Raw genomic sequence first — 18,060 nt, forward strand, 5'->3', positions numbered from 1 at the left:
TCCGACAACCGCGGCAATCCGGCGGTCGGTTCCTCTTCAGCAAGGAGCGTGCCGAAGCCGCACTTTGCCTGCGCGACGGCGGCACATGGCCGTTGCGCAGGCATCGGGACGGAATCCTTACAATTAGCCGACACGATTCGCGCGGATGCGATTCGCCGCCCCGGCGGCACGATGCGCGGGGGCGGTGACAGGTGTTGAATCGTTGAACACCGGTGTTGCAACGGGTGTTGCAACTTGACACACCGGCAGTGACGGATCGCCGGCCGCGCAACCGCGATCGCGCGGCCCGCGCGTCAGCTTTCGTTCGACGGTTGGCGCTCCGCGTCGGCCGCCGGCATCTTCCGGTAGATCGTGTTGCGCGACACGCCGAGCGCGCGCGCCGCGGCCGACACGTTGCCGCCGTGACGGGCCAGCGCGGCGGCGATCGCGGACGCGGCGACGTCCTGCAAGCGCGCGTCGGCGGGCGGGAACGCCTCCACGGCAAACGGCGCGACGGCCGGATCGTGCTGCGCGGCCGGCTCGGCCTGCGCATCGCCGCGACGCAGGTCGTCGAAGAAATCGTCCGGCAGGTGCTCGCGCCGGATTTCGCCATCGTCGTCGACCATCGCCGCCGCCGTGCGCAGCAGGTTGCCGAGCTGGCGGAAGTTGCCGGGCCACGTGCAGCGCACGAACAGCGCCATCACGTCCGGCGCGACGGAGAGCGGCGGCCGGTCGGAGCCCGCGAATGCTTCGCGTTGCAGCATCTTCTGCACGACGACCGCGAGATCGGTGCGGTCGCGCAGCGGCGGCAGGCGCACCACGAGGCCGTTCAGCCGGTAGTAGAGATCCTCGCGGAAGCGGTTCTGCGCAATCATGTCGCGCAGGTCGCGGTGCGTCGCGCAGATGATCGAGATGTCCACGGCGATCGTCTTCGTCGACCCGAGCGGGTTGACGAGGCGCTCCTGCAGCACGCGCAGCAGCCGCACCTGCAGCGGATACGGCATGTCGCCGATCTCGTCGAGGAACAGCGTGCCGCCGTTCGCCTGCAGCAGCTTGCCGATCGCTCCCTTGCGGCGCGCGCCGGTGAATGCGCCCTCCTCATAGCCGAACAGCTCGGATTCGATCAGCGTCTCCGGAATCGACGCGCAGTTGACCGCGACGAACGGCGCGTCGCGACGCGGCGAGTCGTTGTGGATCGCCTGCGCGAGCAGTTCCTTGCCGGTGCCGGTCTCGCCGGTGATCAGGATCGGAATGTCCTTGCCGATTACCTTGCGCACCTTCGCGATGACGCACGCGACCTGCGGATCGCCGGTGTCGAGATAGTTGAGCCGCGACAAGCCCGCCGACGTGCCCGCCGCCGGCGCCGGCACCGCGCTCGTGCGCGCGGCCGGCGCGCCCGCATCGTGGACGTCCGTCGGCCGGCTGCCTTCCGCGAGCGTCGCACGCCGGAAGTGCACGCGCGCGCAGACCACCGCGCCGGTGCCGAGGTTCAGCATCAGGTGCCGGTCGGTGCTCGCGCGCATGCGGTCGATCAGCTGCGCGCTCGTGATGTCGAACAGCGACGACAGCGTGTGCGCGCGCAGCACCGCGAGCGGCATGCCGAGCTGGAACTGCGCGCTGCGATTGGCCGACAGGAAGCGGCCGTCGGCGGTGAACGCGACGATCCCCTCCATCAGCGTGCCGAGGAACTCGGGACGGCCATGGAACGACACCTGCAGCGTTTCCTGGAAGGTCGTCGTAAACAGATGATTCTCGATCATCTGCACCGACATCTTCGCGAGCGCCATCGTGTGCTGGTGATAGCTGCGGTGGTCGCCCGTCACGTCGAGCACGCCGATCGCGTCGCCGTACGGGTCGAGGATCGGCACGCTCGAACAGGTCAGGAAGCGGTTCGCGGCCAGGAAGTGCTGGTCGCCGTGGACCACCATCGGGCACAGCTCGGCGAGCGCCGTGCCGATCGCGTTGGTGCCCTGCCGGCTCTCCGCCCAGTTCGCGCCCGGGCGCAGCGCGACCTTCTCCGCGCGCTGCAGGAAGTCGTCGTCGCCGATCGAATGCAGGATCAGGCCTTCGGCGTCGGTCAGCACGATCATGCTCTGCGTGTTGACGATCTGCTCGTGCAGCGTTTCCATCACCGGCATCGCGTGCACGCACAGCACGCGGCTCTGCTCGCGCTTCAGCACCAGCGCCGCGCTCGACAGCACGTCGTAGTCGGGGCGTGCCGATACCTGCAGGCCGAACGTCTCGGACCGCTCATGGGCTTTCTGGATCGACGGCGCGGGCCAGCCGGCGGGATGCGCGGCCCGAGTCCCGGCCGCCTGCTCTACGTCATCGCGCATTGTCTCCTCCGGGGATCCTTCCGGTCATCTGCCGGACTCTTTGCCGTCATGACAAGCAAGCATCGGGCCACGCAAGCGTCGCGGCGTGGACGGGCCGTCCGATGCCGGTCATGCGCCGCGAATTGAAAGCCGGATGCAAGGAAACGATCGGTCGAGATCGTGCCGCCGGACAGTTCGGCCTTCGTAATACCGTGATTGCCCGGCTCGCGGCTACCCGTGCGAATCCCGATCTTCGCGCCTGGCGCGGTTCTGGCTTTGTCTCAGGTCAAGCACGGCAGTCGCCCCGGCGCACACGCGACCGAGTGACGGTTGTCCCCAATTCCGCCCGAGCCACGTCGACATGACGCCTACCCCGATTCGACTCACGCCGTCGCCCGCAATGCAGGTCTTGCCTGCCGCGCCTCGCGCGCCTGTATCACCCGACACACCTGCCGTGCCTGCCTCGTCTGCAGTGCCCGCCGCCCCCGTTCACCGGCGCCTGCACCGCGACGCACAGTCGATCGCGTTCACCGTGGCCGGCGCTGCGAACGGCCATCCGATCGTCGTGCTGCACGGCGGGCCCGGCAGCGGCAGCCAGGCCGGCATCCTGCGCCTGTTCGACCTGACGCGCACGCGCGTCGTGCTCGTCGACCAGCGCGGCGCGGGCGCGTCGTCGCCGCGCGGCGGCACGCGCCACAACAGCACCGTGCGGCTGATTGACGATCTCGAGGCGGTACGCGAGCAGCTCGGCATCGCGCGCTGGGGCGTCGTCGGCGGATCGTGGGGCGCCGCGCTTGCGCTCGCGTATGCGGGCACGCATCCCGCGCGGGTGACCGGCGTCGTGCTGCGCGGCCTGTTCCTGACGTCGCCGCGCGAAGTCCGCCGCCTGTTCACGACGTCGCGCACGCGTGCCCCCCGCGAATGGCAGCGCCTGTGTGCGGCGGCCGGCTGCGCACAGCCGGATCGTCTGCTGTCGTGCTGCGCGCGGCGGCTGCGCCCCGGCGCGGGCGCGGCCCCGCAGCGCGCGGTGGCGCTCGCGTGGCGCGCGTACGAAAACGCCGTCCTCGCGTCGTCGCACACGCGCCGCTCGCCCGCGCACGCGATCCGCTCGCGCAAGACCGTCAGCCGGCTGATCGACAAATACCGGATCCAGGCGCATTACCTGCTGCGCGATTGCTGGCTCGGCGAACGCCGCGTGCTCGCACTCGCGCGGCGGGCGGCTGGCGAAGGCGTGCCGCTGTTCGCCGCGCACGGGATGCACGACCCCGTTTGCCCGGTCGACAACGTTGTCCGTCTCGCTCGTGCCGTGCCCGTGGCCGAAATCGAACGCGTGCCTGCCGGGCATCTGGCGAGCGACCCGGCATTGGCGCGCAGCGTCGCCCGCGCGGTGCACGCGATGTTCGCGGCGGCGCCGTTCACGTGACCGCACATGTCGGGCGCGGCCGGCACCGGCTCACGTCGTCATGCGACAGCAGGCGCAGCCGTGCAACACTCAATCCCACGCATAACGCACGCCGCGCCACGCGCCACGCGGCGCCCCCCGGTCCGACGAACTGTTGGTTGACAGGATTCGCGCCGTCGAACGTGTGATTCGGCCCGTTGAAGAAATTCCGGCCGAGCACGCCGAAGCTCGCGTAGCGCTTGTCGAACAGGTTCGTCACGCTCGCGAACACCTCGAAGCGCTTCGCGATCCGATACCGCATGTCGAGATCGACGAGCACGTAGCCCGCGATCCTGCCGTTCGCGTCCTGGTTGTCGTCGTCGCCGCGCGCATGCGACGGCCGCACCGTCACGGGCGCCACGCCACCTGTCATGTTTGGCAACACTTCCCGCGCGGCGGTGTACCTGAATGCAACACCTTCGTTGACACCGCCGCGCGACACGTCCGACACGGCACAGCGCACGATACGCCCGTGCGCCGCGCCGCGCAGGCTTCTCGCCGCAATGGCATGCGACTTGCGTGAACGACATCGCAATCGGCCCGGAACCCCACCCGTGCCGGCGCGGCGAATCATTCGCGACGGTGCGACCACAATGACTCAGGAGACAACCATGAAGAAACTCTCGGCTTCAGCGAGCCGGCTGGCGACGATCGGCATCGCGGCGGCAGCGGCCGTCGCGCTGAACCCCGGCCTCGTCGAAGCGGCCGCGGACTATCCGGCCGTGACCTACCAGCGGCTGACCGATGCGCAACAGGATCCGGGCTGGCTGACCTACTACCGCACCTACAACGGCCGCTCGCATTCGCCGCTCAAGCAGATCGACACGTCGAATGCGAAGGCGCTCAAGCAGGTGTGGGCCTACAAGTTCCCCGCCGACCTGAAGCAGGGTTTCGAGGCGACGCCGATCGTCAACGGCAATTACCTGTTCGTGACGACGCCGAAGGACAACGTCTACGCATTCGATGCGAAGACGGGCAAGCAACTGTGGAAATACGAACCGAAGCTCGGCGCGGCATCGTTCAAGACCGCATGCTGCGACGTGGTCAACCGCGGCGTCGCGCTGTACGGCAAGAACGTCTATATCGCGATGCTGAACGGAGAAGTCGCGGCGCTCGACGCGCAGACCGGCAATCTCGTCTGGAAGAAGCAGATGTTCGAGCCGGGCCTCGGCTACGCGTTCTCGCTCGCGCCGCTCGCGCTCGACGGCGCGATCGTCGTCGGCACGTCCGGCGGCGAATACGGCATTCGCGGCTACATCGCCGCGCTGAATCCGGACGACGGTTCGGAGGTCTGGAAACGCTACACGATCCCCGGTTCCGGCGAGAAAGGCTCGGAGACCTGGCCCGACGGCATGCAGAGCCACGGCGGCGGCGCAGCCTGGCTGACCGGCACCTACGACGCGGCATCCCGCACGCTGTACTGGGGCGTCGGCAACCCCGGCCCGTGGCTCGCGGCGCTGCGCCCCGGCGACAACCTGTATTCCGACTCGCTGCTCGCGCTCGACGCGAAGAACGGCAACCTGAAGTGGCACTACCAGTACACGAGCAACGACACGTGGGACTACGACGGCGTAAATGCGGCCGTCCTCGCGGACATCCGGTACAAAGGCAAGGACTACGACGCGATCATCCACGCGGACCGCAACGGCTTCTTCCATGCGATCGATCGCACGACCGGCAAGCTGATCTATGCGACGCCGTTCGTGAAGGCGACCTCGGTCACCGGCTACACGGCCGACGGCAAGCCGATCCAGGACGAATCGAAGTTCCCGAAGGCCGGCACGACGATCGAAACGTGCCCGAGCTTCCTCGGCGGCAAGAACTGGTGGTCGATCTCGTACGACCAGGATCGCAACATCGCGGTCGTGCCTGCGCTGCACGCGTGCATGAGCCTGACCGGCAAGTCGGTCAGCTACCAGGAAGGCCTGCCGTATCTCGGCGAAGGCTTCGAGATCAAGCCCGAACCGGGCAGCGAAGGCTACGGCGAACTGACGGCTATCGACGTGAACACCGGCAAGAAGCTGTGGAGCCACTGGTCGAAGAAGCCGTGGAACGGCGGCGTCGCGACCACCGCGAGCGGCCTCGCGTTCAGCGGCTCGCTCGACGGCCACCTGTACGCGTTCGACACGGCAACCGGCAAGGTGCTGTGGGAAAGCCCGCAACTCGCGAGCGGCATCATTTCGCAGCCCTCGGTGTATGAGGTCGACGGCAAGGAGTACGTCGCCGTGCTCGCCGGCTACGGCGGCGCGAACCCGATCTGGGGCGGCCCGATGGCCGACATCGCGAAAGACGTTCCGCGCGGCGGCACGCTCTACGTGTTCGCACTCGACTGATCGGGCCACGGCCTGTTCGTAGCCCGCTACCGGCGCGAACAGGCCCCGGCCCCGGTCGCGCCCGCATGCGCCCGATGCGGGCGCGACGCCCCAACCGCTTCAACCGGAAACACGATCATGAATACTCGCCTCACTTCCGTTACCGTCGCCAGTCTGCTCGCCGTGGGCGTGGCGCTGACACCGGCAGCCGCGTCGGCCGGCGTGCGCATCTGCACGCTGCCCGGCAGCCCGACCACGGCGCTCGACCAATCCGTTGCGCGCGAAGTGTTCCGCACCGCAGGCATCGCCGCATCGTTCAACAAGCGCGGCGTCGACGACGACGGCGGCGACGACGGCATCTCCGCCAGCGAGCTGAAGAAATCGCTCGAACGCGACTGCGACGTGATCGCCGGCTTCCCGCGCTCGGAGATCGCCGACGGGTCGGGATCCAGAATGACGTTCTCGCAGGGCTATCTGCGCTCCGGCTATGTCAGCGTGTCGCTGCGCGACGCGCGAGCATCGTCCGGCGCCAAGGAAACGATCGCGGCCACGTATGGCAGTCCTTCGCAGTTGATCGCCGCGCAGCAGGCCAACGCCCGCTTCGATCTGGAAAACACCAGCGAGCAGACGATCGGCGCGCTCGCCGCCGGCCGCGCGCAGCGCGCCATCGTCTGGTATCCGAGCGTCGTCGCGTACAAGCGCGCGCACCCGCAACAGCAGTTCCGGGTCGCGGCCACGTCGTCGCCGTACTCGGACTGGCAACTGTCTTTCGCATTCGGGCCGGGCAAGGAAGACCTCCGGAAGCGCATCGACGCGGCCTTGTCGCGAATGAGCGGCAACGGCCGTCTCGCGGCGCTCACACGCGGCTGGGCACTTCCGGAAACGGTCGCGCAAGCGACGGGTACGCATGCGCCCGGCCGATTTCTCGACGGGTCGGTCGCATCCGTGCAGCCGGTAAAGAGCGGCTTCATCAAGGTTTCGACCAACGAAGGCAGCGACGTACCGCCGTTCGACCAGGCGCAGGTTCAGCACGGCAAGAAGATCTACACCGATGCATGTGCGAAATGCCACGGCGACCAGCTCGAAGGCAATACCGCCCCCGCACTGAGCGGGGAATCCTTTGCCCCCGAAGGCAAGTCGCACATCACGGTCGGCGGCATCTACCAGTACATGTCGAGCAACATGCCGGCCGATCGCCCCGGCAAGATGACCGAACAGGAATACTCGGACCTGATGGCGTTCCTGCTCTACTCGAACGGCTACGACGCGTCGAAGACCAAACTGACCGCCGATGCCGCCAACGCGTCGAAGGCGCCGCTCATCGCCGGGCCGCGCAAGTAACGCTCCCGTCCCCTTCGTTTCGGTCCACCCGCCGCGCCGCGAAGCATTCCCGGCGCGCGGGGTAGATTTTATCTTTTCATTTCATTCAGGAAAACGACATGATCTCCCGCAATCGCAGAACTTTCATGATTCAGACGGCCGGCCTGTGTGCCGCGCTCGCGGCCGGAACCCGCGCATTTGCGGCCGCGCCGCCCGTCGACGAAAACGACGCCGCCGCAAAGACGCTCGGCTACCGCGCGAAAGCAACGACCGTCGACGCGGGCAAGTTCCCGAAGTATCAGGCAGGCCAGACGTGCGCGAACTGCCGCTTCTACAAGGCCGCGGCCGGCGAATCTTCCGGCACGTGCCCGATGTTCGCGGGCAAGGCGGTTGCCGCCGAAGGCTGGTGCAACGTCTATGCAAAGCTTGCTTGATCCCGGGCACGCGCGCGGGCACGACAAGGACACTGGCTACTTCACGATCATGGGCCGGATCGACGACGTGCTGAACGTGTCGGGCCACCGGCTCGGCACGATGGAGATCGAGTCGGCGCTGGTGTCGCACGAGCTCGTTGCCGAGGCGGACGTGGTCGGCCGGCCGGACGACACGACGGGCGAGGCAGTGGTCGCGTTCGTGGTGCTGAAGCGTTCGCGTCCGGAGGGCGAGGAAGCGGCGGCGCTCGCGAAGACGCTGCGCGACTGGGTCGGCAAGCAGATCGGGCCGATCGCGAAGCCGAAGGACATCCGCTTCGGCGACAACCTGCCGAAGACGCGCTCGGGCAAGATCATGCGGCGCCTGCTGCGCTCGCTCGCGAAGGGCGAGGCGATCGCGCAGGACACGTCCACGCTCGAGAATCCGGCCATCCTCGAACAGTTGAGCCGTTCAATGTAACACCGCTCGTTCGCGCGGGCGCTTCGCTTCGTCGTGGCGCCGGAGCGCGGTCGCATGCGCGCTCTCCACGCCGGGCACGCGGCGGCATTCCGGTCCGCACGACGCACCGCCGTGCGTTCCCCGACAGCATGGCATGCAGGCGGCATGCATCGCATCCGTCATCGCAGCATTACTTAGTCATACGAATTACAAAACTTGACAAAAACGGAGACAGACGATGAAGAGCAGGACATGGACGATTTGCGCGGCGCTGCTCGGCGCGGCGGCGAGCACGAACGGCTTCGCGCAGAGCAGCATCACGCTGTACGGCGACCTCGACGCGGCGTTGCTTTACATGAGCCGGTCGCTCGACTCGGCAACCGGCGCCAACGCCGGCCGCCAGTTCGCGCTGACCGATACGGGCATGACGCCGACCAACTTCGGCATGACGGGAACCGAGGATCTCGGCGGCGGGCTGCACGCGAAGTTCAAGCTGGAGAGCGGCTTCAACATCACGGACGGCGCGTTCGGCCATTCGAACGGCAACTTCTTCGGCCGCCAGGCGTGGGTCGGGCTCGACGGCGGCTTCGGCGAGACGAAGATCGGCCTGCAGTTCTCGCCGTTCGTGCTCGCGGTGCTCGGCTCGGATCCCCGCAATATCTCGCACTTCGGCGCCGCGCTGATCCCGTACGTCGACAACGTGCTCGTCACGGGCCTCTTCAACCCGAACGCGATTTCGTACACGAGCCCGACGATCGGCGGGCTGGCGGGCAGCGCGATGTTCGGATTCGGCGGCAAAGCCGGGGACTTCCAGGCGGGACGCCAGTATTCCGGCAGCCTTACCTATACGAACGGTGGCTTCATGCTCAACGCGGCGCTCTACGACGGCAACGGCGGCACGTCGCCGACACCAGTTTCGAGCACGGTCGCGTTCGTCGGCCGCACGATCGGCACCGCGTATACGTTCGGGCCCGTGACCGGCAAGGCGTCGTTCACGAGCTACAAGGTCGCCGGCTCGTTCAGCAACAACGTGTATAGCGCCGGCCTCGACTATCGCGTCACGCCGGCCCTCGACCTGAACACCGGCGCGTGGTACACGACCGATCGCAACGATTCGCACAATCATTCGCTGCTCGCCGCGGTCGGCGCCGATTACAGCCTGTCGAAGCGAACGGGCCTTTACGCGCAAGTCGGCGTCGTCAACAACCACGGCGCGATGAATACGGGCCTCGGCATCACGGGCGGCGCATTGTTCGGATTGCCCGGCACGACGGTCGGCGCCAACGTCGGCATCCACCACGTATTCTGACGCGGCGCATCCGGACGGGCGATCGTCGCTCGCTCGTCCGGCCCCCGCATCGGAAGCCGGCCGCCGCAAAAACGGGAACGCGCGGCGTTGGCCCGACAATCCGGATTGCCGATCCTGACGTTTACCCGACCTCAAGTCGGCGGCCACGCTGCCGTCAAGTCAGGAGCGCACACCCAAAATCTGTCAGAAACAGAGAATGCGCGCCCTCTAGGAGACCCAGCAACGTGAACCTCTTCGGAATCGGCCGCGGCCGCCGTTCATCGCGCGCACTCGTCGGCGACATCGCCGAGCAGGCCGGCAAGCTCGGCATCGAGATCTGCGACGTCTCGGGTCATGTCGAGGAAGTCGCCGCCCGCGTCGCCAGGCAGGCGGAGGTCTGCCACACGCTGCGTGAATCGGCCGCCGTCACGCTGCGCGGCAACCACCGGATCGCCGAAGCCGCACAGCAGGTGCGCGCCGTCAGCGCCAATGCGTCGAGCGCGGTCCAGAAGTCGCAACAGACGATCGAGGCATCGCTCGCCGACATCCACGGCCTCGTCGAGGGAGTCACCTCGATCGGCAGCCAGATGGGCGCGCTGCGCGACGCGCTCGATCACGTGCGGGCCGTGTCCGAGGAGATCTCCGTCATTGCCCGCCAGACCCACCTGCTCGCGCTGAACGCCGCAATCGAGGCCGCGCGCGCCGGCGAGTCGGGCCGCAGCTTCGCCGTCGTCGCGGCCGAGGTCAAGAACCTGTCCGCGAAGACCGGACAGGCGACGGCCCAGATCGAGACGACCCTCGCGCGCCTGGCCGAGCAGACCGAACACCTGATCGCGGAGGGAACCGACAACGCCGCGCGCGCCCATCGCGTCCGCGAAGGCACGCGCACGATCGGCGAGGTCGTGCACACGACGGGGCACGCGATCACCGAACTCGCCGGCGAGGCCGAACAGATCGCATCGCTGACGGACGAGATCGAGACGCAATGCCTCCGTCTAGAGGAGCAGGTTGGCGAAATGGCGTCCGGCGTCGAGGATTCCAGCGACAACTTCTCGCAGGCCAAGGACCGGCTCGGCAACCTGCTCTCCGTCTCGGAGACGCTCATCGAACTCACGGCCGCGACCGGCATCGAGTCGCCCGACACGCGCTTTATCGAAACCGCGCGGAACACGGCCGCCGCGATCGGCAAGCTCTTCGACGATGCGGTCGCGCGCGGCGATATCGCGCTCGACGCGCTGTTCGACGCGAACTACGTGCCGATTCCCGGCACCGATCCGCAGCAGTTCATGACGCGCTTCACGGCCTTCACCGATCGCGTGCTGCCGGCCGTCCAGGAGCCGGTGCTCGAGATCGACGAACGCATCGTCTATTGCGCCAGCTTCGACAAGCAGTGCTACCTGCCGACCCACAACCGGAAGTTCTCGCTGCCCCAGCGCGCGGACGCCGCATGGAACGCGGCGAACTGCCGGAACCGCCGGATCTATACGGACCGGACGGCGCGCACCTCCGTGTCGCATACCAAACCGTTCCTGCTGCAGACCTATCGGCGCGACATGGGCAACGGCAACTTTGCGCTGATGAAGGACGTTTCGGCACCCATCGTCGTCGGCGGACGGCAATGGGGTGTCCTGAGGATCGGCTACAGCGCATGAATCGGCGCTAGTATGATGCCCAGCAAATAGATTTAATAATTATCGGGCTGCAAATACGGCTGCAGCAGCGTGACGACCACTCCGGCCATCTCGTCGAGCGTACCGGCATCCGACAGGGGTTCCCAACGTCCGCTATGACTGCGGAATGCGGCGCCATAACGATTGCGGCCGAGTTCGGTCAGCCGAGCCACCACGGTGGGTTCCTCGTCGTCCAGGCGTTTGATCGTTGACCTTCTCGCGAAAGGCCTGGTCTGGACTGTGCAGCCATTGCTGGACCCGGTGCGGGCGTACATCGCCGACCTGCAGAATGCGCTGTCCGTGGCTGCGGCTGATCTGCCCGACGATGCCGCGCTCCACAGCACGCGCCGCAATCTCGTCGAGCGTCGGCGTGACCCGTCCCTCAGGTTCCTGCGCTTCACACGCCAGCGCAATTAGCTGCAGCCGCGCTTCGTGCGTGTTGCGTGGCGGACGGCCACCGCGCTCGCTCTCGCGAATTCCTTGGACACCTTGCCGTGCTATGCGCTTGCGCCACAGGCAGACCGTTTGTACGGAGACCCAAGTTCCCGCGCGATCACCGTATTGGAGTGGCCCTCGTGAGCCCACAACGCGATGCGCGCCCGCATCACATCTCGTTGCGCAGCTGTCTTCCGCTCGATCAGCGATAGCAGTTCCTGTCGTTCTTTATTCGCCAGCTTAACTGGCGTTGCATGGCGGCCTCGGTTCATCTCACCATGACACCCGAGGCGCTTATTTATTCAACTTATTTGCGGGATGTTGTACTAGTCTTCGACCTGCTTCACGGTGCACATCAACTCAGCTTCGCAGGCCACTTCGCCGTCCACGGTCGCGTTAGCCTGGAACTTCCAGATACCCCGGATGCAACGCACCACGGAAACGTTCAGATGGAGTTGGTCGCCGGGCCGCACCACGCGCTTGAAGCGCGCGCCGTCGATCCCGACTAAGTAGTACAGCGCCCCTGCCTTCCGCTCCATGTCCGCGCCGAACGTAAGCAGGCCGGCTGACTGGGCCATCGCCTCAATAATCAGGACGCCCGGCATCACCGGTTGTTCAGGGAAGTGCCCCACGAAGTACGGCTCGTCGATCGTCACGTTCTTGAGCGTTTTGATCCGCGTCTGCGGCTCGAATTCGAGCACACGGTCGACCAGCAGAATCGGATATCGATGCGGCAGCAGCGCCAGAATCTTGCGGATATCGATGTCGGGTGCGTTCATGGTGATTTCTCTTCGTCTTGTTTGCATTGAGTCTGGTACCCGAGGGGCTGCTCCCGATTCAGAGCCGTCCGAAAGTGAAAGGTTCCGGGCCGCAGCTCCGATAAGCTGCTTGGCTATCATTTAAAAGTGGCCTCAATACTTACCTCCCTTCGAAACTTCCCGTTTTTGCGGCGTAATGGAGTCACCATCTGCCGTCCCGTCGGCGCGGTATTCCAATAGATCCCCGGGCTGGCAATCCAGTGCCTTGCAGATCTGCTCAAGCGTTTCGAATCTGATGCCCTTGACCTTGCCGGACTTCAGCAGGGAGAGATTGGGCTCCGTGATGCCGATCAACTGGGCTAGCTCGCGCGATTTCATTTTGCGTTCGACGAGCAGTACATCGAGCCTCACTAGTATCGTCATAACGCCTCAGACAAAGAGCTTGTGTTCGTCGGCGACGCGTGTTGCCTCCAACATTGCGCAGGCGATCGCGAGCAACAAGCCTCCTATGAGGCAGAGGAAAAAGTCATTCAGGGAAATCAGAATGACTCTGTACAGCCCATCAGGCGTAGTCACGAGCGCGAGCCCAAGCAGCGTCTTAGTCAGCGGAGCCACAAATCCAAAGGCTGTTAACGCCAGTGCCAGCCGGCGCAGACGAACGGTGGTTTCTGTGGCGAAGACGGCGCCCTTTGAAAAATCCGTGAACATGAAGTGCGCCTGAAATAACGCATACGTGCTCAAAGCCAGGCATCCGCCAGTGATCGCGAAACCTAGCGCCCGGCTCGCTGCAGAGATGCTCACGTGATTTATCGGTGCAGCTCGCACAAGCTCCCGGACCGCCGCAGCAAGTTCTGCGTCGGGCGTCCAGAACCAAAAGAGGGTGAGGACGACGGGCGCAAGCAAGATGCCGGACAGTGTGAAGCGTCGCATCCAGCGCGAGATAGTCAAAAGACGGGGCATGGCGCCGCTCTTAGGGCTAGCCAGAAAGGTAAAGGTCGACATTCGAGTTCCTGGAAGATTGCGGAGCCTGGAAGTTTATTGTATAACGTAAAATAATTATCGCGAAACGATAATTTGATTTTTGGAGAGCAAACCATATGTGCGCTGCCAAGTTCCTCAGCACGGGGACCCACAGACTACCCAACGACTTCGAAATAACTTCTATGTCCCGATACAAGCCTACCTCCCTGTTCTTCGGCTTCCCGAGCCTTCTGTGTGTTTGCGCGGCAACCTTGGCTCTGCTCGGGGGGTGCAGCGCGATCGCACCTATCAGTCCGGCAGCATCAAGAGTGCGCGTGACAAACAACGAACCGCCGCAGACCTGCACGTTCCTCGGCGACGTCACCGGTAGCCAGGGCGATCTACTGCGCGGTGCGATCACATCAAATGCTGATCTGGAGACAGGCGCACGCAATGACCTGAAGAACAAGGCTGCTGCCATGGGGGGGAATGTTGTCTATCTTCTGACTCAGCGGTCCGCACAGACTGGAGGACGGGACCACCTGGAACAGACCAACGTCACACTGTCTGGCAATGTTTATCGGTGCGGTGACGCGCAAAATGCGGCTGCGTCGGCGCGATGAACTTATAGGCGAGGCCGAATGCACAAAGTGTATTTCCGGGAGTAGTCACTGGGGTAATGATAGGCATCGCGGTTGCTCTGATGTCGGCTAGCATAGTGAGTGGACGCTTCGAGGGAGTTGCTTGGTTTGGGACAGGGCTGATATTGGCCCTCGCGTTTGCGTGGGGCTGCACGCCCGTTACTGTGCAAAAGTGGCGTAAATCGCTACCTCGAAATTGGCCTTTCAACTAGGGCTTATTTACCTTTTCTGAAATGTGTTTACATCCTGTCTTTTGCGGAAGCGAGGCAGGATGGCCTGAACGCTACTGAAAGCTTGTATGTGAAGAACTGATTGAGCATCTGTGCGCCAAGGCCGCTCTTGTGGATAAGAGCCACGATGCCACTCCGTTGGACAGGTGGTTCGGACGGCAGGCACGAAAGTGGCTTTCCCACAACACTCGAATAGTAGAACGAAACGTCAATGCAGCTGCATGCCGTACCGCACACGCAATCCGGTTGGCTACTTCTTTAGCCATATCAAGCATTTTCGCAGTATCTCCATCTGATATCGCAGGCTCGCCGACACCTATCTCGTGTTTGCAGCGCTTGCATGCGCGTTTGTAATATTTGGGGAATATGAACATAACTTAGGAGGATCGATGCAGCCCATTTTCCAGGTCATCGCGAACGGCGACGACATCACGCGCGTGATCGAGGATCGCGTGCTGCGCATCCGCACGGTAGACAAGCCGGGGCTGGAGGCGGACGAGTGCGAGATCGAGCTCGACGACCGTGACGGCAGGATCCAGTTTCCGCCCAAGGGCGCCGCCCTGAAAATCTCGCTTGGCTGGAGCGGCAAGGGGTTGTCGTTCCTGGGTGAATACGCGGTCGACGAGATTGCGCTCAAAGGACCGCCCGCCTCCGTAGTGATCCGTGGCAAGCCGGCCAACATGCGCGAGCGCTAAGACGCACCGCTACGGTAGTTGGGAGAACGCGAAGCTCGCGGACATCGTCGGTGACATCACCCGGCGCAACAAGTGGGCAGCCGCCTGCAGCGTTGATGCACTGGTGCCGCGTGCCGACCAGTTCGGCGAGAGCGACCTGCATTTCGTGACGCGTCTCGCCCGCCAGCACGGTGCGACGACCACCGTGAAGGCGGCCAAGCTCATTGTGGCCGCCCGTGGCGCCGGCAGGAGCGCGAGCGGCAAGCCGTTGCCCGGCATCACGCTCACGCCGGATACGCTGCTCGATTACGAGATAACCTTTCCGGATCGCGCGAGCTTCGTCGCCGTGCGCACCAGGGTGCATGACGCAAAGAGCGGAAAGAAGATCGATCTCACGACGACGAGGGACCCACCGTGGTGGCTCGGCTGACCGAACTCGGCCGCAATCGTTATGGCGCCGCATTCCGCAGTCATAGCGGACGTTGGGACCCCCTGTCGGATGCCGGTACGCTCGACGAGATGGCCGGAGTGGTCGTCACGTTGCTGCAGCCGTATTTGCAGCCCGATAATTATTAAATCTATTTGCGGGACATCATACTAGCTGGCCACCCGCGCGACGCCCGCCACGCCGCACGGAACGCCAACCCGGACCGATCGCACAGTGGTCCTGGCCCGCTTCGCCGCGTTCGTCTGCCGCATGGGCGAGATCGCCGCGGTCGATGTCGTCGCGCCCCCCTACTGCTCGAGCCCGACCGTCAGCGGCCGCTGATCGCTGCGCCCGTGATCGTCGACCACCCGCACCACATAGCTGCCGGCCGTGCGCGGCTGCCAGAACAGCGCGTCGCCAGGCGCGCTGCGGCCGACATACGCATCGTTGACGAACCAATAAAGCGCATGCGCGCTCGCATCGGCCGTCGCGTTGAACGCGATGCGCGTATCGTCCGCGCTCTTCACGCGCATCGCATAGGTACTGCCGCGCAGCGGCGACGTGATGCGCGGCGGGTCGCCGTCCACTTGCCCGGCGTCGCGGCAGTCCGCATTCTGCGGCGGCCGCCGGCGCGGAATGCCGGCCTGCGCGAACACCTGCTGCAGATCCGATGGCCAGAACTCGAAGATCTCCGTATGCGTGCGCTTGCCGCCGTACGGTGGGCAAGCGGCCCTCCCCGTCGCATCGTCGATCACGACGGGCCGGTGCACGGTGCTCACGCGAATCGGCGACGTGCCCGGAATGAACCACGTCCAGCCCTGCTGCGGGCACCATTCGTTCGGCAAGTCGCCGCTTGCAAGGCAGATCCGCACGCGCTTCAGGTGCGGCGGCACCGCGCGCGGCGGCTCGACGAGCGTGCGCTCGGCATTCAGCGCATCGACGACCTGGAAGAACAGCGGTGCGGCCGCATCGACGCCGACGAAGGCCGTGTTGGTCGAATTATCGAAGTTGCCGACCCACACGACCAGCACATACGGGCCGAACACGCCGGCCGTCCACGCATCGCGGAACGACCATGACGTGCCGGTCTTCCAGTAGACGGGCACGCTCGACGGCTGCGCGCCGCTCGTCTCGTCGGGGCGCAGGTGCTGGCGCAGCATGTCCATCGTCATGTAGCTCGCCTCCGCGCTCAGCAGGCGCCGGCCGGGCACGGCCGGTTCGTCCGCGCGCAGCCGCAGCGGCCGGAACTCGCCGCGATTCGCGAGCATCGCGTAGAGCGCCGCGAGATCCTGCATCGTCACTTCGCCGCCGCCGAGCACGAGCGCGAGCCCGTAGTGCTGCGCGCTCGCGAGCCGGCGCACGCCGGCTTCCTGCAGGAAGCCGTACAAATCGGGCGACTTGAGCTGCGATGCGACCCATACGGCCGGCACGTTGCGGCTGCGGTTCAGCGCATCGGTCGCGGTGATCGGCCCGAGGAAATGGCCGTCGAAATTCTCCGGCGCATACGGGCCGAACGCGGTCGGCACGTCGCGCAGCACTGTCTGCGGATGCAGCACGCCCTGGTCGAAACCGAGCGCATAAATGAACGGCTTGAGCGTCGAGCCCGGCGAGCGCCGCGCGAGCGTGCCGTTCACCTGCCCGTCGATCGTGCTATCGAAGAAGTTCGCGGAGCCGACCAGCGCCTTCACGCCCATGTCGCGCGTATCGACGAGCAGCGCGGCCGCGTTGCGCACGCCGCGCGTGTCGTTGCGAGCGACGTAGCGCGCGATCTGCCGTTCGAGCGTGCGCTGCAGATCGAGATCGAGTGTCGTCACGAGCTGTGCGCCGGCATCGCCCGATGTCGTGCGCCATGCGCTGCGCGCGGCAAGCGCCTGGTCGACCGCGTGCGGTGCATCGAACGGTAGCGCCGACAGCGGCCGCATCGCGAGCGGCAACGCGAACAGCGGCTTTAGCGACGCATCGCGCGGGTGCTTCGTCAGCCAGCGTGCGTACAGCCGGTTGCGCGACGCGGCCAGCGCGCGGTTTATCTCGTCCTGCCCGCCGCGCACGCGCCGCGCCGGGTCCTGCGGAATCACCGCGAGCGCGAGCGCCTCGGGCAGCGTCAGCGCGTCGGGCATCCGGTCGAAATAGACGACGCTCGCGGTGCCCGCGCCTTCGACGTTGCGGCCATACGGCGCATCGTTCAGATAGGCTTCGAGGATCTGCCGCTTCGAATAGAAGAGTTCGAGCTGCACCGCGCGCGCGACCTGCTCGAGCTTGCCGGCCGGTGTGCGCGTGTTCAGGCGCCACAGCGAGCGCGCAAGCTGCATCGTTAGCGTCGAGCCGCCCTGCGGATTGCCGCCGCGCACGTACGTGATCCACGCGCCGCGTGCGAGCCCGTACGGGTTGAAGCCCGGATGCCACCGGAACCAACGGTCCTCGTGCAGCATCACGGCTTCGACGAGCTGCGGCGACATCCGGTCGAGCGGCACCCACAGCCGGTAGCGGTCGTCCTTCGCGAGCGTCAGGCGCAGCAGCCGGCCGTGCGCGTCGGCCACCGCGACCGACGACGGCTTCCAGTCGCGCAGCGGCGGATGCGGCCACAACCGGCACGCGGCCAGCGCGCCGAACACGAGCAGCGCGCCGGCGATCCAGTTCTGCCAGCGATGCAGCCAGCGGCCGGCGCCATGCAGCGCGCACCGGAGCACGGATGCGTCAGCCACGCGCGGGCACTCCTGCCACCCGGCACGGCCAATGCAAG

General features: G+C 65.8%; 15 protein-coding genes and 3 pseudogenes. 10 read left to right on the forward strand and 8 right to left on the reverse strand.

Annotated features, from left to right (window positions below; genetic code table 11):
- Positions 1 to 293 precede the first annotated feature (293 nt).
- Complete coding sequence (locus AC3WLY_RS06595) at positions 294 to 2,315, reverse strand: sigma-54-dependent Fis family transcriptional regulator (RefSeq protein ID WP_492309899.1); 2,022 nt, start codon at positions 2,313 to 2,315, stop codon at positions 294 to 296.
- Between the two features lie 340 nt (positions 2,316 to 2,655).
- Between AC3WLY_RS06595 and AC3WLY_RS06600 the strand changes: the two genes are divergently transcribed.
- Positions 2,656 to 3,717, forward strand: coding sequence for an alpha/beta fold hydrolase (locus tag AC3WLY_RS06600; protein ID WP_492309898.1), 1,062 nt, complete (start codon positions 2,656 to 2,658; stop codon positions 3,715 to 3,717).
- A 69-nt stretch (positions 3,718 to 3,786) separates the two neighbouring features.
- On the opposite strand, the pseudogene AC3WLY_RS06605 reads toward AC3WLY_RS06600, so the two are convergent.
- Positions 3,787 to 4,069: pseudogene (locus tag AC3WLY_RS06605) on the reverse strand (TonB-dependent receptor); the annotation flags it as partial.
- A gap of 277 nt (positions 4,070 to 4,346) precedes the next feature.
- On the opposite strand from AC3WLY_RS06605, the gene AC3WLY_RS06610 reads away from it, so the two are divergent.
- The 6 genes and pseudogenes from AC3WLY_RS06610 to AC3WLY_RS06635 all read left to right on the forward strand — a co-directional run bounded on the left by AC3WLY_RS06610 (position 4,347) and on the right by AC3WLY_RS06635 (position 11,177).
- A complete protein-coding gene (locus AC3WLY_RS06610) occupies positions 4,347 to 6,068 on the forward strand; it encodes a methanol/ethanol family PQQ-dependent dehydrogenase (protein WP_175962194.1) in 1,722 nt (573 codons plus the stop codon).
- 117 nt (positions 6,069 to 6,185) lie between these two features.
- Positions 6,186 to 7,388 carry a c-type cytochrome gene (locus tag AC3WLY_RS06615; RefSeq protein ID WP_310132228.1) on the forward strand — a complete coding sequence of 401 codons (1,203 nt, stop codon included), beginning with the start codon at positions 6,186 to 6,188 and terminating at the stop codon, positions 7,386 to 7,388.
- Between the two features lie 98 nt (positions 7,389 to 7,486).
- Positions 7,487 to 7,801 (forward strand): high-potential iron-sulfur protein, encoded by a 315-nt coding sequence (locus AC3WLY_RS06620; protein WP_310132226.1) that lies wholly within the window; start codon positions 7,487 to 7,489, stop codon positions 7,799 to 7,801.
- Positions 7,802 to 7,820: 19 nt separating this feature from the next.
- Positions 7,821 to 8,258 (forward strand): annotated as a pseudogene (locus tag AC3WLY_RS06625) (AMP-binding enzyme); the annotation flags it as partial.
- Between the two features lie 217 nt (positions 8,259 to 8,475).
- Positions 8,476 to 9,546 carry a porin gene (locus AC3WLY_RS06630; protein WP_175962191.1) on the forward strand — a complete coding sequence of 357 codons (1,071 nt, stop codon included), beginning with the start codon at positions 8,476 to 8,478 and terminating at the stop codon, positions 9,544 to 9,546.
- A 224-nt stretch (positions 9,547 to 9,770) separates the two neighbouring features.
- A complete protein-coding gene (locus tag AC3WLY_RS06635; RefSeq protein WP_310132222.1) occupies positions 9,771 to 11,177 on the forward strand; it encodes a methyl-accepting chemotaxis protein in 1,407 nt (468 codons plus the stop codon).
- Positions 11,178 to 11,209: 32 nt separating this feature from the next.
- Here AC3WLY_RS06635 and AC3WLY_RS06640 read toward each other — a convergent pair whose 3' ends face one another.
- The 5 genes from AC3WLY_RS06640 to AC3WLY_RS06660 all read right to left on the reverse strand — a co-directional run bounded on the left by AC3WLY_RS06640 (position 11,210) and on the right by AC3WLY_RS06660 (position 13,390).
- Complete coding sequence (locus tag AC3WLY_RS06640; RefSeq protein WP_492332659.1) at positions 11,210 to 11,371, reverse strand: hypothetical protein; 162 nt, start codon at positions 11,369 to 11,371, stop codon at positions 11,210 to 11,212.
- A complete protein-coding gene (locus AC3WLY_RS06645) occupies positions 11,310 to 11,780 on the reverse strand; it encodes a helix-turn-helix domain-containing protein (RefSeq protein WP_492309897.1) in 471 nt (156 codons plus the stop codon). The genes AC3WLY_RS06640 and AC3WLY_RS06645 overlap by 62 nt, the downstream gene beginning before the upstream one ends.
- Positions 11,781 to 11,956: 176 nt before the next feature.
- Positions 11,957 to 12,409: a 3-hydroxyacyl-ACP dehydratase FabZ gene (gene fabZ / locus AC3WLY_RS06650; RefSeq protein ID WP_492309896.1), complete on the reverse strand. Its 453-nt coding sequence runs from the start codon at positions 12,407 to 12,409 to the stop codon at positions 11,957 to 11,959.
- Positions 12,410 to 12,541: 132 nt separating this feature from the next.
- A complete protein-coding gene (locus AC3WLY_RS06655) occupies positions 12,542 to 12,811 on the reverse strand; it encodes a helix-turn-helix domain-containing protein (RefSeq protein WP_492309895.1) in 270 nt (89 codons plus the stop codon).
- Positions 12,812 to 12,817: 6 nt separating this feature from the next.
- On the reverse strand, positions 12,818 to 13,390 hold the full coding sequence (locus tag AC3WLY_RS06660) for a DUF2975 domain-containing protein (RefSeq protein WP_492309894.1): 573 nt from the start codon (positions 13,388 to 13,390) through the stop codon (positions 12,818 to 12,820).
- Between the two features lie 161 nt (positions 13,391 to 13,551).
- Between AC3WLY_RS06660 and AC3WLY_RS06665 the strand changes: the two genes are divergently transcribed.
- The 3 genes and pseudogenes from AC3WLY_RS06665 (at position 13,552) to AC3WLY_RS06675 (ending at position 15,469) form a co-directional block, all read left to right on the forward strand.
- Entirely contained in the window at positions 13,552 to 13,971 is a 420-nt protein-coding gene (locus tag AC3WLY_RS06665) for a DUF4156 domain-containing protein (RefSeq protein WP_492332651.1), read from the forward strand.
- 637 nt (positions 13,972 to 14,608) lie between these two features.
- Positions 14,609 to 15,287: pseudogene (locus AC3WLY_RS06670) on the forward strand (contractile injection system protein, VgrG/Pvc8 family); the annotation flags it as partial.
- 23 nt (positions 15,288 to 15,310) lie between these two features.
- On the forward strand, positions 15,311 to 15,469 hold the full coding sequence (locus tag AC3WLY_RS06675; RefSeq protein WP_492332652.1) for a hypothetical protein: 159 nt from the start codon (positions 15,311 to 15,313) through the stop codon (positions 15,467 to 15,469).
- Between the two features lie 159 nt (positions 15,470 to 15,628).
- Here the strand turns inward: AC3WLY_RS06675 and pbpC are convergent, their stop codons facing one another.
- A complete protein-coding gene (gene pbpC, locus AC3WLY_RS06680; RefSeq protein WP_492309892.1) occupies positions 15,629 to 18,022 on the reverse strand; it encodes a penicillin-binding protein 1C in 2,394 nt (797 codons plus the stop codon).
- Positions 18,023 to 18,060: the final 38 nt, after the last annotated feature.

This window comes from Burkholderia sp. FW306-1C-G01B, assembly GCF_058781685.1.

Bases quoted from the DNA above. Each gene is read 5' to 3' on its own strand.
- AC3WLY_RS06595 (WP_492309899.1), bottom strand. From the start codon at position 2,315: ATGCGCGATGACGTAGAGCAGGCGGCCGGGACTCGGGCCGCGCATCCC.
- AC3WLY_RS06600 (WP_492309898.1), top strand. From the start codon at position 2,656: ATGACGCCTACCCCGATTCGACTCACGCCGTCGCCCGCAATGCAGGTC.
- AC3WLY_RS06610 (WP_175962194.1), top strand. From the start codon at position 4,347: ATGAAGAAACTCTCGGCTTCAGCGAGCCGGCTGGCGACGATCGGCATC.
- AC3WLY_RS06615 (WP_310132228.1), top strand. From the start codon at position 6,186: ATGAATACTCGCCTCACTTCCGTTACCGTCGCCAGTCTGCTCGCCGTG.
- AC3WLY_RS06620 (WP_310132226.1), top strand. From the start codon at position 7,487: ATGATCTCCCGCAATCGCAGAACTTTCATGATTCAGACGGCCGGCCTG.
- AC3WLY_RS06630 (WP_175962191.1), top strand. From the start codon at position 8,476: ATGAAGAGCAGGACATGGACGATTTGCGCGGCGCTGCTCGGCGCGGCG.
- fabZ (WP_492309896.1), bottom strand. From the start codon at position 12,409: ATGAACGCACCCGACATCGATATCCGCAAGATTCTGGCGCTGCTGCCG.
- AC3WLY_RS06655 (WP_492309895.1), bottom strand. From the start codon at position 12,811: ATGACGATACTAGTGAGGCTCGATGTACTGCTCGTCGAACGCAAAATG.
- AC3WLY_RS06660 (WP_492309894.1), bottom strand. From the start codon at position 13,390: ATGTCGACCTTTACCTTTCTGGCTAGCCCTAAGAGCGGCGCCATGCCC.
- AC3WLY_RS06665 (WP_492332651.1), top strand. From the start codon at position 13,552: ATGTCCCGATACAAGCCTACCTCCCTGTTCTTCGGCTTCCCGAGCCTT.